General features: G+C 35.1%; 14 protein-coding genes and 1 riboswitch. Of the genes, 10 read left to right on the forward strand and 4 right to left on the reverse strand.

Annotation, left to right across the window (positions count from 1 at the left end; all coding sequences use genetic code 11):
- The 3 genes from lmrD to ACRYLU_RS01570 all read left to right on the forward strand — a co-directional run bounded on the left by lmrD (nucleotide 1) and on the right by ACRYLU_RS01570 (nucleotide 3,701).
- Entirely contained in the window at nucleotides 1-1,995 is a 1,995-nt protein-coding gene (gene lmrD, locus ACRYLU_RS01560) for a multidrug efflux ABC transporter LmrCD subunit D (RefSeq protein ID WP_081043177.1), read from the forward strand.
- Nucleotides 1,996-2,171: 176 nt separating this feature from the next.
- Nucleotides 2,172-3,437, forward strand: a complete 1,266-nt coding sequence (locus ACRYLU_RS01565; RefSeq protein ID WP_012897169.1) for a UDP-N-acetylglucosamine 1-carboxyvinyltransferase — start codon at nucleotides 2,172-2,174, stop codon at nucleotides 3,435-3,437.
- A gap of 45 nt (nucleotides 3,438-3,482) precedes the next feature.
- Nucleotides 3,483-3,701 (forward strand): YdbC family protein, encoded by a 219-nt coding sequence (locus ACRYLU_RS01570; RefSeq protein ID WP_003131683.1) that lies wholly within the window; start codon nucleotides 3,483-3,485, stop codon nucleotides 3,699-3,701.
- A gap of 26 nt (nucleotides 3,702-3,727) precedes the next feature.
- Here the strand turns inward: ACRYLU_RS01570 and ACRYLU_RS01575 are convergent, their stop codons facing one another.
- The 4 genes from ACRYLU_RS01575 to thiT all read right to left on the reverse strand — a co-directional run bounded on the left by ACRYLU_RS01575 (nucleotide 3,728) and on the right by thiT (nucleotide 5,884).
- On the reverse strand, nucleotides 3,728-4,084 hold the full coding sequence (locus ACRYLU_RS01575) for a DUF3397 domain-containing protein (RefSeq protein ID WP_015425786.1): 357 nt from the start codon (nucleotides 4,082-4,084) through the stop codon (nucleotides 3,728-3,730).
- 23 nt (nucleotides 4,085-4,107) lie between these two features.
- Nucleotides 4,108-4,656 carry a biotin transporter BioY gene (locus ACRYLU_RS01580; RefSeq protein ID WP_269888126.1) on the reverse strand — a complete coding sequence of 183 codons (549 nt, stop codon included), beginning with the start codon at nucleotides 4,654-4,656 and terminating at the stop codon, nucleotides 4,108-4,110.
- Between the two features lie 110 nt (nucleotides 4,657-4,766).
- Complete coding sequence (locus ACRYLU_RS01585) at nucleotides 4,767-5,243, reverse strand: aminoacyl-tRNA deacylase (RefSeq protein ID WP_015425787.1); 477 nt, start codon at nucleotides 5,241-5,243, stop codon at nucleotides 4,767-4,769.
- Nucleotides 5,244-5,335: 92 nt separating this feature from the next.
- On the reverse strand, nucleotides 5,336-5,884 hold the full coding sequence (gene thiT, locus ACRYLU_RS01590; protein WP_038599042.1) for an energy-coupled thiamine transporter ThiT: 549 nt from the start codon (nucleotides 5,882-5,884) through the stop codon (nucleotides 5,336-5,338).
- A 46-nt stretch (nucleotides 5,885-5,930) separates the two neighbouring features.
- Nucleotides 5,931-6,030, reverse strand: a riboswitch (TPP riboswitch).
- Between the two features lie 582 nt (nucleotides 6,031-6,612).
- On the opposite strand from thiT, the gene ACRYLU_RS01595 reads away from it, so the two are divergent.
- From ACRYLU_RS01595 to ACRYLU_RS01625, 7 genes are all read left to right on the forward strand, one after another.
- Entirely contained in the window at nucleotides 6,613-7,473 is an 861-nt protein-coding gene (locus ACRYLU_RS01595) for a MetQ/NlpA family ABC transporter substrate-binding protein (protein WP_021722387.1), read from the forward strand.
- Nucleotides 7,474-7,616: 143 nt separating this feature from the next.
- Nucleotides 7,617-8,477 (forward strand): MetQ/NlpA family ABC transporter substrate-binding protein, encoded by an 861-nt coding sequence (locus ACRYLU_RS01600; RefSeq protein ID WP_003131676.1) that lies wholly within the window; start codon nucleotides 7,617-7,619, stop codon nucleotides 8,475-8,477.
- A gap of 116 nt (nucleotides 8,478-8,593) precedes the next feature.
- On the forward strand, nucleotides 8,594-9,454 hold the full coding sequence (locus ACRYLU_RS01605; RefSeq protein ID WP_195362603.1) for a MetQ/NlpA family ABC transporter substrate-binding protein: 861 nt from the start codon (nucleotides 8,594-8,596) through the stop codon (nucleotides 9,452-9,454).
- 18 nt (nucleotides 9,455-9,472) lie between these two features.
- Complete coding sequence (locus tag ACRYLU_RS01610) at nucleotides 9,473-10,333, forward strand: MetQ/NlpA family ABC transporter substrate-binding protein (RefSeq protein ID WP_003131672.1); 861 nt, start codon at nucleotides 9,473-9,475, stop codon at nucleotides 10,331-10,333.
- Between the two features lie 103 nt (nucleotides 10,334-10,436).
- Nucleotides 10,437-11,543 (forward strand): methionine ABC transporter ATP-binding protein, encoded by a 1,107-nt coding sequence (locus ACRYLU_RS01615; protein WP_003131670.1) that lies wholly within the window; start codon nucleotides 10,437-10,439, stop codon nucleotides 11,541-11,543.
- The gene (locus tag ACRYLU_RS01620; RefSeq protein ID WP_003131669.1) at nucleotides 11,543-12,238 is read left to right on the forward strand and encodes a methionine ABC transporter permease; all 696 of its coding nucleotides are present in this window, start codon (nucleotides 11,543-11,545) and stop codon (nucleotides 12,236-12,238) included. The genes ACRYLU_RS01615 and ACRYLU_RS01620 overlap by 1 nt, the downstream gene beginning before the upstream one ends.
- A gap of 47 nt (nucleotides 12,239-12,285) precedes the next feature.
- Nucleotides 12,286-12,834 (forward strand): ECF-type riboflavin transporter substrate-binding protein, encoded by a 549-nt coding sequence (locus tag ACRYLU_RS01625; RefSeq protein WP_012897180.1) that lies wholly within the window; start codon nucleotides 12,286-12,288, stop codon nucleotides 12,832-12,834.
- Nucleotides 12,835-12,848 lie beyond the last annotated feature (14 nt).

The raw sequence follows: 12,848 nt of genomic DNA on the forward strand, positions 1-12,848 counted from the left end.
ATGGAAAATACCAAATCACCAAGAAAAATGTCTGACACCACACGTGCCATCCGATTTTTTTACCTCTATCTGAAAAGATATAAACTCCAATTTGCTGTAATTATGATTTTCATCATTTTAGCAACTTGGTTACAGGTTGTTTCTCCATCACTTTTGGGGGATGCCATCACTAATTTGACTAAATATGTGACTGACTTCTTTACACATCAACATGCTGGTCAATCCCAAGATGCACTACAACAAATTGCTCAACAATTAAGCCAACAAATGCACCAAACAGTAGATTGGCACAATGTTCCTGAAGTTGTGAAATCTTTGCCACAAGCAGCACAAGACCAAATCACTGCTAATCTTCCTAAAGGAACAACTTTAGAAACACTTAAAACAGTGGCAACTTCACATGCAGCCAGCACTTCTACATTCATGAAAGGAATGTGGCAATTGCTTGCAGTCTATGTAGCAACAGGTGTATCAATGTTGATTTATACCTTGCTCTTTAGCCGTATCGTTGCTCATTCAACAAATCGCATGCGTAAAGGTTTGTTTGGTAAACTTGAACGTTTGACAATTTCATATTTTGACCGTCATCAAGATGGTGATATCCTTGCTCGTTTCACATCTGACTTGGATAACATTCAAAATACTTTAAACCAAGCACTCGTTTCAGTAATTTCAAATGCTGCGGTCTTTGTGGGTGTCATTATCCAGATTTTCAATAAAGATGTGACATTTGCTTGGTTGACAGTTGCCGCTTCTCCAGTTGCCATTTTATCTGCTGTTATTATCATTCGTCAATCGAAAAAAGCAACAGACAAACAACAAGAAGAAGTCTCACAACTTAACGCCTATATGGATGAAAAAATCTCTGGGCAAAAAGCAATTATCGTTGAAGGTTTACAAGAAGATTCTATTAATGGATTCTTGGAACATAACGAAAATGTTAAAAAACGTACCTTTGCTGCTCAAGCATGGTCTGGTATGATTTTCCCATTGATGAATGGTTTCCAACTTTTATCAATTGCCATTGTTATCTTTGGTGGAACGGCCTATGTTCTTAACGATGATAGCATGTCAATTGCCACAGGTTTAGGGCTTTTGGTTGCCTTTGTTCAATACGTTCAAAGTTACTACAACCCAATCATGCAAATTTCATCAAACTTTGGTCAGCTTCAACTTGCCATCACAGGGGCAACTCGTCTGAATGTCATGTTTGATGAACCAGAAGAAGTTCGTCCTGAAAATGGTAAGAAATTTGATACGATTAAAGACGGAATTCAAATCGAAAATCTTGATTTTGAATATCTTCCAGGAAAACCAGTCCTCAAAAAAGTTAATATTGATGTTAAAAAAGGACAAATGGTTGCCCTCGTTGGTCCGACTGGTTCAGGTAAAACAACAGTTATGAACTTGATGAACCGTTTCTACGATGTTAATGGTGGAGCGATTAAATTCGATGGAACTGATATTCGTGAATTTGATTTAGATAGCTTACGTTCCAATGTCGGAATTGTTTTGCAAGAGTCTGTTCTCTTTGATGGAACGATTGCTGATAATATCAAGTTTGGTAAACCAAATGCTACTCAAGAAGAAATTGAAACAGTGGCTAAGACAACTCACATTCATGATTTCATTGATAGCTTGCCTGACAAGTACGAAACACATGTTTCGGATGATGAATCAGTCTTCTCAGTTGGTCAAAAACAACAAATTTCTATCGCACGTACCATTTTGACAAATCCAGAACTTTTGATTTTGGATGAAGCAACTTCAAATGTGGATACAGTAACTGAACAACAAATTCAATGGGCGATGGAAGCTGCTATTGCTGGTCGTACTTCATTCGTTATTGCTCACCGTTTGAAAACAATTCTTAATGCAGATAAGATTGTTGTTCTTAAAGATGGTGAAGTTATCGAAGAAGGAAATCACCATGAACTCGTTGCTCAAGGTGGCTTCTACTCTGAACTTTATCACAATCAATTTGTTTTTGAATAAGAGATTATTCAGTTAAGCAATGGAAAATAAAATCACAGTTAAAATTTTAGCTGTGATTTTTTATTTAGATAAAAAAGTCTATGAAAAACTACTATAAAATGTTAAAATAGAGAGCGGTTCTTAAAAATATAATTTTTTTAAGACAATAAAAATGTGAAAAGTGATTTTGAAATAATATGAAAAAAATAGTAATTAATGGTGGGAAGCGTATTTCAGGAACCATCCCAATTTCTGGCGCAAAAAATTCAGTAGTCGCTTTGATTCCAGCAACTATCTTAGCTAACGATGTTGTAACGCTTGAAGGAGTTCCAGATATTTCTGATGTCGCAAGTTTAGTCGAAATCATGGAAATCATGGGAGCAAAAATTGAACGAAATCTTGAAGAAGGACGACTTGTGATTGATACACGCAGTGTTGTTTCTCGTCCCCTTCCTTATGGAAAAATCAACTCTTTACGTGCTTCTTATTATTTCAATGGGGCACTTTTGGGACGTTTTGGTCAGGCAACAGTAGGCTTGCCTGGTGGCTGTGATTTAGGCCCTCGTCCAACGGATTTACATGATAAAGCCTTTAAAGCTCTAGGGGCTAAGAAGATTCAAGAAGAAGAAGCTGAGCACTTAGAAGTAATTGGTGATTCATTAGTTGGAACAACCATTTATATGGATGTTGTTTCCGTTGGGGCAACAATTAATACAATGCTTGCTGCTAGTCGTGCAAAAGGTTTAACTATCATTGAAAATGCTGCCCGTGAACCTGAGATTATTGATGTGGCGACACTTCTAAATAATATGGGCGCACAAGTTCGAGGAGCTGGAACTGACATTATCCGCATTACTGGAGTGGATGAAATGCATGGAGCTCAACATACAGTGATTCCTGACCGTATTGAAGCAGGAACTTATCTTGCCTTAGCTGCTGCTATGGGAGATGGTGTCATCATTGAAAATGTTATTTATGAACACTTGGAATCTTTCATTGCTAAACTTGAAGAAATGGGTGTAGGTTTGACCATTCGTGAAGATAGTATTGAAGTTCATAAATCAGAAAATCTAAAGTCAGTCAATATTACTTCTGTTCCTTACCCAGGGTTTGCGACGGATTTGCAACAACCAATTACACCACTTTTATTGAAAGCAAAAGGTCGTGGTTCAATTGTTGATACGATTTATCAAAAACGTGTCAATCATGTCCCTGAATTAGCTCGTATGGGTGCTAATATTTCTGTTTTAGACGATCGAATTATTTATGACGCTCCTAATGAATTAACTGGTAGTTGTGTTCAAGCAACTGACTTACGTGCTGGTGCGGCTTTGGTTACTGCTGGAATTATTGCCAGTGGAACTACAAAAATCTCTAATATTGAGTTTATCCTACGTGGTTATGACCACATCATTGAAAAATTGACTGCTGTTGGTGTAGATATTCAATTGATTGAAGAGTGACAAAAGTGATTTATTTTCGTATAGACTAATGAGAAAGGAAATAAGATGGCTGATAAATTAAAATTTGAAATCATTGAAGAATTGATTGTTCTCTCTGAAAATGCAAAAGGTTGGCGTAAAGAATTAAATCGTGTTTCTTGGAATGATGCTGAACCTAAATATGACATTCGTACTTGGTCACCTGACCATGAAAAAATGGGTAAAGGAATTACTTTATCTGAAGAAGAATTTGGTGTTCTCTTAAAAGAATTAGGAAATAAATAAAAGCCCTGAGATTTCAGGGCTTTTTTTTAATGGGTAAATGTTATCACAATAAGGATAAGATAAATAATCAAAGTAATAAAGAAGGTCAAGCGCCACCAGAGTTTTAAAAAGCGACGATAGGTAAATTGTTTATAATAAAGCAAATCAAGCAACAACAAAACAAGCGCTAAGCCAGAAATGATTAGCAGGTAGTATGGAATGATGCTGATACTTGTAACATTTTTAGAAAAAATTTGCATCCCTAAGATGAGAAATATTGTAAAAACATCTGGAATTTTTAGTTTGCGATTGGTTAAGTGACGAAGTCTAAAAAACTTGAAAATGAAAACCAATGCAATAAAGACAATAAGGGGATAAAGCGCCATAAGTACTTTTATAAACATAGACTAATTGTATCGGTTTTGCCTTAGTTTGTAAAGTATTTATTTGTGTGAGAAAGTGCACGAATAAGTGCTAAGCCAAAGAGAGTGACAAGGACAGCTTTAATAATTTCAACAATGACAAATGGTGTGAATCCAAGCTTTAAGGCCAATGACCAGTCGACATTGATAAAAAATTTGAGCCACAATGTTCCGATAACTAACATAAGCAGGTGTCCTACAATATTTATGATAAAAGCAGGGATGGTCTTATAATTAATTTGATGAAGGCCAAAAGAAATAAGGGTTCCCATTATTAAAAAGGCAATTAGAAAACCACCTGTTGGACCAAAAAGAACCGCAATTCCTGATGTCCCTCCAGTGAATACGGGAATTCCAATAAATCCTAACAGGAGATAGAGTAAGATAGCAAAAAAAGTTTCACGCGCTTTTAGTACTGTGGCAACAAGTCCTACGGCAAGTGTTTGTAAGGTGACGGGCACAATACCAATTGGGATAGACAGAGGAGATAGAACCGCAATAATTGCTGCACCAAGAGCAATTAGGGTTAAAGAATATAATTTTGTATTTTGCATTAAGAATCCTTTGTTTTATGTATAAAATAAAATATACTAAAAAAGAAGAATTTTTGCAAACTCTTGCTCTAATAAACAAAAAATTACTGACAGAAATTCTGTCAGTAATTTTATTCTCTAATTTCGACAAATTGAGCATGAACAAAGTCAGCAAGGACTTTAGGAGCGATTTTTATGCTACGCCCAACTTCGCCAGCTGAACAAACGATAAAGTCGTGCTCTAAGGCAATAGAATCAATAAAAATTGGGAATTTTTTATTTTGCCAAATCCCCACAGGATTATTTGCACCGTGAATATAACCTGTCGTTTTTTGCAAGTCTTTTTGAGGAATCATGCTTACTTTTTTATTGCCCGAAACTTTGGCCAATTTTTTTTCTGATAAATGCTCTGTCAGTGGAAGAATGCCAATGACAGGGCCAGTTTTATCGCCGATTAGTGCTAGTGTTTTATAAATATCACTGCGACTGATATCCTCAGGGAGGCTATTACTTTCTAAAGCGTTAATAGCAAGTCCAGTATGCTCAATTTTTGCCTTATCAAGAATTTGTTCTACAAGTGTTTTCTTTAATTTTTGCTTTTTAGACATAGCTTTATTATAGAAGAATTTGTGCTGACTGACAAGATAAAGTAATTTTACTGACAGATTTTATTTTTTGTAAAAGTTACTGACAGATTTTATTAGTAATTGCTATAAATGAAAAGTTTAGGGAATTTTTTGACGAAAATGATCAAAATGACAAATGCAGCAATAGCCGTTAAGATTCCGCTGATTCCATTGACGGCAAGAGAATAAGCCACGGCTCCCCAACCTTTCCAAGCGTATTGGCTCCAGAAAATGATTCCGGCAATAAAATGGAAGAAGTATTTAAGAAGAACAGCAACAAAAGTTCCCAAAAGAACTGGTGCAAGTTTTAGAGGGGCTGTTTTTTGGCGGAAAAGTCCAGCAATTCCAAGTGAAACAGGGGCGATGAGATATTCAAGAAAAGCTTGAGACAAGGTTAAAATATAAGCGTGTCCAGTAATCATTGACAGAATTCCCCAGATTAATCCACCGACAAGTCCAGCTGTTAGGCCGCGACGAAAACTGAGAATAAGAATTGGGATACAGGCGATTTCAACAATAATCCAGCCATAAACAGTATTTGGAATAAGACTAATGATGAAGGCGAGGGCCGCCATGAAGGCAATTTCCGTTAACAAACGGACATTGAACTTAGAATTAGACATAAAAAAACTCCTTTTTGATGCGCACAAAAGGAGGGTTAGAAATTAGACATTTGTCTTAACACATTCCTACGCTGGCATTACCCAGATCAGGTCAGATGGTATTTCTCGCTACTGACAGTTTTGTCAATAGACCCATTGTGCAAATATTTATTTTTACTCATTAAGTTTAGCACATTTTAAGTTGAAAAGCATTTTTTTAAGATTGTTAATCTATTTTATAAATTAAACTTAAAAAATATTTAAGGCAACATAAAAAATCAATAATTCAAAAAAAACGAAAGTCTGTTAGAATAAGTCTATACACAAATTCGGACAAAATAAAAGCGGTCGAGTAAGTAATTGTGAAGGTCAGCACAGAGAGCTTGTAGCGGTGAGAGCAAGCCTGAGTGAAGCAATGAAAATGGCTTGATAAGCGTAGCAAGAGTGAGGTTTAACTAAGCTCTTGACGGAATGGTTCTCGTTATTGAACTTGAAAGTTGCCTTTGGGACCTGAAAATTTTCAGTGAACTAAAAAGTGCTTAAATCAAGAATGGTACCACGATATAGCTCGTTTCTTTATATGAAATGAGCTATTTTTATTTAGCATGAGCGCTTTATCTTGAAGAATTTGTTTAGATTTAGAAAAATTAACAGGTGCACGGTTAATTTTTCTAATAGATGTAAAAAGTTTATCAAAAGGGGAATAATTGATTTTGAAAAATAAATCAATTAGAAAAAAGGGAGAAGAAATGAATCCAAGAAACAGAAATATTTTAATTGTCGTTATTGTTGTTGTAATTGTTGCTATCGCTGCATTTTTCGGTTTTAATCATAAATCTGGTGGAAGTAAAACGGCAAATAAAACTGTGAATATTGGAATAATGACAGGAACAAAAGAAGATGATGCCATTTGGTCAACTGTTTCTAAAACAGCTAAAGATAAATATGGAATTACTTTAAAATTCACTCATTTTACAGATTATACACAACCAAATACAGCTTTGAAAAACGGCGATATTGATTTGAATGCCTTCCAACATTATGCTTTCTTGAATGCTTGGAATAAAGCTAATGACGGTGATTTGAAAGCAATTGGTAATACAACAATTTCACCCATTCGCCTTTATTCTAAAAAAATTACTTCATTGAGCCAAATTAAATCAGGAGATACAATTGCAGTACCTAATGACGCTTCAAATGAAAGTCGCGCACTTTATGTCTTGAAGAATGCTGGTTTGATTGGCCTTTCTGTCTCAGGTGACACACTTGCAACGGTTAAAGATATTAATTCAAATCCAAAAAATTTGGTCATTAAAGAATTAGATGCGGCACAAACACCGCGTGCGCTTGATTCAATTACAGCGGCAGTAATTAATGACGATTTTGCAACAACAGCAAAATTAACGGTTGAAGAGTCTATTTATACTGAACCTGTAAACAAAGATAGCGAGCAGTGGATTAATATTATCGTTGCAAATAAAAAAGATGCTAATAACAAAATTTATAAAGAAGTTGTCAAAGCCTACCAAACTGAAGCAACGAAAAAAGCAATTGAGAAAGCTTATCCTGATAAGAGAAAAATTGCTGCTTGGGGATTAAAACTCGACTAAGTAATTTCGTTAAAAAGTAACGGTTAGGTGAAAACTTTGGAAATTTCTACTTTAGAAATTTCTGCCTTAGGGCTAATAAATTTTACTGACAGAAGACTCAAACTGATTACGAACGGTTTGGTCAGTAGAAATTGGAGAAGATTATGAATCCTAGAAATCGTAATATAATTATTGGAATAATTGTTGTTGTTATTGTAGCTATTGCTGCATTTATCGGCTTTGGTCAAAAATCTCAAGCAAATAAAACGGTAAATAAAACAGTGAAAATTGGGATAATGACAGGAACAAAAGAAGATGACAGCATTTGGCAAACGGTATCTAAAACTGCTAAAGATAAATATGGAATTACTTTGAAATTTACACACTTTACGGATTATACTCAGCCAAATACAGCATTGAAAAATGGCGATATTGACTTAAATGCCTTTCAACATTATGCTTTTTTAAAAGCATGGAATAAAGCAAATAATGGCAATTTAGTGGCGATTGGGGATACAGTGATTTCGCCAATCAGTGTTTACTCAAAACAACTCAAAAATATTTCAGATATCAAAGAGGGTGGGACCATTGCGGTACCAAATGATGCTTCTAACGAAAGTCGTGCCCTTTATGTCTTGAAGTCTGCGGGATTAATTAAATTGGATGTTTCTGGTCAAACACTGGCGACGGTCAAAGATATCACATCAAATCCAAAAAATTTGGTCATTAAAGAACTTGATGCTTCACAAACTGCGCGTGCTTTAGATTCAGTCGATGCAGCAGTTATCAATAATAATTATGCCGTTACTGCTGGTTTAAAGAAATCTGATGCCATTTTTACAGAACCAGTTAATAAAGATAGCCAACAATGGATTAATATTATTGTTGCTAATAAAAAAGATGAAAACAACACTGTTTATAAAGATGTTGTCAAAGCTTATGAAACAGAAGCAACCAAAAAAACTATTGCTAAAGCTTATCCGGACAAGAGTACAATTCCTGCGTGGGGCTTGAAATTAAAATAATTGTTTTTAATACTCAAATAAGTCTCTCTTCATTGAGAGGCTTATCGTTCAAAGAAGGTCTGAACACTTGTGAAATAGAATATTTTATAAGTATTCAGTAGAATTTGGGGGAAAATTTGAATCCGAAAAATAGAAATATTATTGTTGCACTTGCAGTGATTATCGTTGTTGCTTTGGTTGCTTTCTTTAGTTTAAATCATCAAGCAAGTAAAAAATCAACCGCTCAAAAAACAGTTAAGGTTGGAATCATGAGTGGGGACAAGCAAGATCAAGAGGTCTGGAAATCAGTAGCTAAAACCGCCAAAGAAAAATATGATTTAAAGCTAAAATTTGTTTATTTTTCTGATTATAATCAACCTAATGAAGCACTTCTTTCGGGAGATATTGATGTCAATGCCTTTCAATCTTATAATTATGTGAAAACTTGGAATAAAGCACATAAGAGTGATATTGTGGCAGTAGGAAATACTTATATTACACCAATGCACATTTATTCAAAAGAAGTCAGCAAATTGACAGATTTAAAAGAAGGGTCAACCGTTGCAATACCAAATGATGCTTCAAATGAAAGTCGGGCATTGTTCGTGCTCCAAAGTGCAGGTTTGATTAAATTGACAACAAGTGATTCTAGCAAATTAGTTGGTCTGCCAGATATCACAGAAAATCCGCATCAATTGAAATTCAAAGAAGTGGATGCAAGCCAAACACCGCGTGCGCTTGATTCTGTTGCTTTGTCAGTGGTTAACTATAATTATGCAACAGCAGCTAGCTTGCCAAATTCTGAGTCTGTCTATATGGAACCTCTCAACAAAACTTCTGCTCAGTATATTAATTTTATTGCTGTGACAAGTAAAGAAAAAAATAATAAAGTTTACAAAGAAGTTGCCAAGGCTTATGCTTCAAAAGCGACAGAAAAAGCAATCCAAGAACAATATCCAGATGGCGGAGAATTGCCAGCTTGGAACTTGAAACTTTGAAAATGAAAGGTTTTATTTATGAATCCAAGAAATCGAAAAATTCTTTTTGGAAGTTTGCTTTTGCTGGTTATTATCGTGGGTCTAATCACTTTTACTTTAAGACAGGGAAAGAGCAAATCTACTTCTGTCAGTAAAATCGTAAAAATAGGTTTGATGCCTGGTGGAAAACAAGAAGATGCCATTTGGAAACAAGTTCAAAAAAATGCTAAAGACCAATTTGGGATTACTTTAAAATTTGTCAATTTTACTGACGGAGATCAGCCCAATAAAGCTTTGGCTAACCATGAAGTGGACCTCAATGCCTTTCAACATTACGCTTACTTGAAATCATGGAATAAAGCTAATAATGGAAATATCGTATCAATTGGTGATACAATTATTACGCCGATTCATTTGTATTCGACAAAGTATAAAAATGTAACGGAAATTCCTGATAAAAGTACGATTGCTATCCCAAATGATGTTACCAATGAAAGTCGTGCCCTTTATGTTTTAAAAAATGCAGGACTCATTAAACTTGATACTTCTAGAGGAGCATTAGCAACGGTTAAAGATATCAGAGATAATCCTAAAGGCTTAATTATCAAAGAAATTGATGCAAGTCAAACCCCACGTGCGCTTGATTCTGTTGCTGCAGCAGTTATTAATTATAATTTTGCTATTTCAGCAAAAATTTCTGAGAAAGAATCAATCTATCAAGAACCTTTAAATGAAGATTCAGCTCAATGGATTAATTTTATTGCGGCAAATCAGTCTGATAAAAATAATAAAGTTTATAAAGAAGTGGTCAAGGCTTATGAGCAAAAAAATATCGCTGATACCATTAAAAAAGAATATCCAGATGGTGGAGAACTCCCCGCTTGGAATTTAAAATTGTAACTAAGAAAACTCGTCAGAGACGAGATTTTCTGTCAGTACTGACAAAAGAGAAAATAACTTTGTCAGTACTGACAGAGAATGAAAAAAGATAAAGGAAAACAAGATGACAGCAATTATTGAATTAAATAATCTTTCTGTACAATTTCATCAGAAAGGACGATTAGTCACAGCAGTAAAAGATGCTACTTTACACATTGAAAAAGGGGATATTTATGGAGTAATTGGTTATTCTGGAGCTGGTAAATCAACTTTGGTCAGAACCATTAATCTCCTTCAAAAACCGACCAAAGGTCAAATTGTGATTAATGGTGAGAAGATTTTTGATAGTGAAAATCCTGTAAAATTTACTGGCGCGAAATTACGTGAGTTTCGTCAAAAGATTGGGATGATTTTTCAACATTTTAATCTTTTAAGTGAAAAAACCGTTTTTAATAACGTGGCTTTTGCTTTACAACATAGCCAAATTGAAGATAAAAACGGGAAAAAACGTTATCTTACAAAAAAGGAAAAAACGGATAAAGTGACCGAATTATTAAAATTGGTTGATTTAGAAGAGCTTTCTGATAAGTATCCAGCTCAGCTTTCTGGGGGACAAAAACAAAGAGTTGCTATTGCGCGTGCGCTTGCTAATGACCCTGAGATTTTGATTTCAGATGAAGGAACATCAGCACTTGATCCAAAAACAACCAATCAAATCTTAGATTTACTTAAATCTCTTCATGAAAAATTAGGAATCACAGTTGTTTTAATTACACATGAGATGCAAGTGGTTAAGGAAATTGCTAATAAAGTAGCTGTTATGCAAAATGGTGAAATCATTGAACAAAATTCATTGATTGATATTTTTGCACAACCTAAAGAAGCTTTAACGAAACAATTTATTGAAACAACAAGTTCGGTCAATCGTTTTATTGCCAGTCTTTCTAGAACAGAACTTCTGGCACAATTAGCAGATGACGAAGAATTAATTCACTTAGATTATTCAGGATCAGAGCTTGAAGACCCTGTGGTTTCTGATATTACGAAAAAATTTGATGTAACAACTAACATTTTCTATGGTAATGTTGAGTTACTTCAAGGACAACCTTTTGGTTCATTAGTTTTGACCTTAAAAGGTTCAAGTGAACATCGGGCTGCCGCAAAGGCATATTTTGTTGAAAGACATTTAAAATTTGAAGTTTTAGGTAAAATTGAAAGGACGGTAGACTAATGGCAGAATGGTTTGCACATACATTTCCTAATGTGGTTTATTTAGGATGGACAGGTGAAACGGGGTGGTGGACAGCAATTGTTCAAACGCTTTATATGACATTTATTTCAGCACTTATTGGTGGTTTATTGGGATTGATATTTGGAATTGGTGTTGTCGTGACTGCTGAAGATGGAATTACACCTAATCGACCATTATTTTGGATTTTAGATAAAATTGTTTCTATCGGACGGGCTTTTCCCTTTATTATCTTATTAGCAGCAATTGCTCCCTTGACTAAAATTTTGGTGGGGACGCAGATTGGTGTTACTGCGGCTTTAGTTCCATTGGCTCTAGGAGTGGCTCCTTTTTATGCCAGACAAGTTCAAGCTTCGCTTGAGTCTGTTGACCATGGAAAAGTTGAAGCGGCTCAAACGGTGGGAGCTGATTTTCTCGATATTGTTTTCACGGTCTATCTTCGAGAAGAATTAGCTAGTTTAATTCGTGTTTCAACCGTTACTTTAATTTCCTTGATTGGTTTGACTGCAATGGCTGGTGCGATTGGAGCTGGTGGACTAGGAAATACGGCTATTTCTTATGGTTATAATCGCTTTGCCAATGATGTGACTTGGTTTGCAACCATTTTAATCTTGATTTTTGTATTATTGGTTCAGCTTGTTGGTGATTTCTTAGCTAGACGGGTTTCACATCGATAATTTATCAAATAATTTTAGATAAAAATATTTTCTAAAAAGGAGAAACAATGAAAAATAACTCTGTAAAAATTGTTGTTGCCACTGGGATTGGGGCTGCTTTGTTTGTGATTATTGGTTGGCTAATTAATATTCCTACACCGATTCCAAATACAAGTATTCAATTGCAATATGCGGTCCTTGCTCTATTTTCAGCCTTATTTGGCCCTTTAGCTGGTTTCTTGATTGGTTTTATTGGTCATGCCCTTAAAGATTCATTTCTCTATGGTGCGCCTTGGTGGACTTGGGTTTTAGGCTCAGGTTTGATGGGCTTATTTCTAGCTTTTGGAGTCAAAAGAGAAACTTTGACTCAAGGAATTTTTGGAAATAAAGAAATCATTCGTTTTAATATTGTTCAATTTTTAGCCAATGTCGTAGTTTGGGGAATTATTGCTCCAATTGGGGATGTTTTAGTTTATAGTGAACCGGCAAATAAGGTCTTCACACAAGGAATTGTTGCTGGTTTAGTAAATGCATTGACTATTGCCGTAGCAGGAACTTTACTACTCAAACTCTATGCTGCTACCAGAACCAAATCTGGCTCACTCGATAAAGAATAAAAAGCTCCAGATAT

This window comes from Lactococcus sp. KTH0-1S (genome assembly GCF_052544945.1).

Excerpts from the sequence above, each read along its gene's own strand:
- ACRYLU_RS01585 (WP_015425787.1), bottom strand. The coding sequence starts at position 5,243 with ATGTCTAAAAAGCAAAAATTAAAGAAAACACTTGTAGAACAAATTCTT.
- ACRYLU_RS01575 (WP_015425786.1), bottom strand. The coding sequence starts at position 4,084 with ATGTTTATAAAAGTACTTATGGCGCTTTATCCCCTTATTGTCTTTATT.
- ACRYLU_RS01620 (WP_003131669.1), top strand. The coding sequence starts at position 11,543 with ATGGCAGAATGGTTTGCACATACATTTCCTAATGTGGTTTATTTAGGA.
- thiT (WP_038599042.1), bottom strand. The coding sequence starts at position 5,884 with ATGTCTAATTCTAAGTTCAATGTCCGTTTGTTAACGGAAATTGCCTTC.
- ACRYLU_RS01595 (WP_021722387.1), top strand. The coding sequence starts at position 6,613 with ATGAATCCAAGAAACAGAAATATTTTAATTGTCGTTATTGTTGTTGTA.
- ACRYLU_RS01580 (WP_269888126.1), bottom strand. The coding sequence starts at position 4,656 with ATGCAAAATACAAAATTATATTCTTTAACCCTAATTGCTCTTGGTGCA.
- ACRYLU_RS01600 (WP_003131676.1), top strand. The coding sequence starts at position 7,617 with ATGAATCCTAGAAATCGTAATATAATTATTGGAATAATTGTTGTTGTT.
- ACRYLU_RS01565 (WP_012897169.1), top strand. The coding sequence starts at position 2,172 with ATGAAAAAAATAGTAATTAATGGTGGGAAGCGTATTTCAGGAACCATC.
- ACRYLU_RS01625 (WP_012897180.1), top strand. The coding sequence starts at position 12,286 with ATGAAAAATAACTCTGTAAAAATTGTTGTTGCCACTGGGATTGGGGCT.
- ACRYLU_RS01615 (WP_003131670.1), top strand. The coding sequence starts at position 10,437 with ATGACAGCAATTATTGAATTAAATAATCTTTCTGTACAATTTCATCAG.
- ACRYLU_RS01610 (WP_003131672.1), top strand. The coding sequence starts at position 9,473 with ATGAATCCAAGAAATCGAAAAATTCTTTTTGGAAGTTTGCTTTTGCTG.
- ACRYLU_RS01570 (WP_003131683.1), top strand. The coding sequence starts at position 3,483 with ATGGCTGATAAATTAAAATTTGAAATCATTGAAGAATTGATTGTTCTC.
- lmrD (WP_081043177.1), top strand. The coding sequence starts at position 1 with ATGGAAAATACCAAATCACCAAGAAAAATGTCTGACACCACACGTGCC.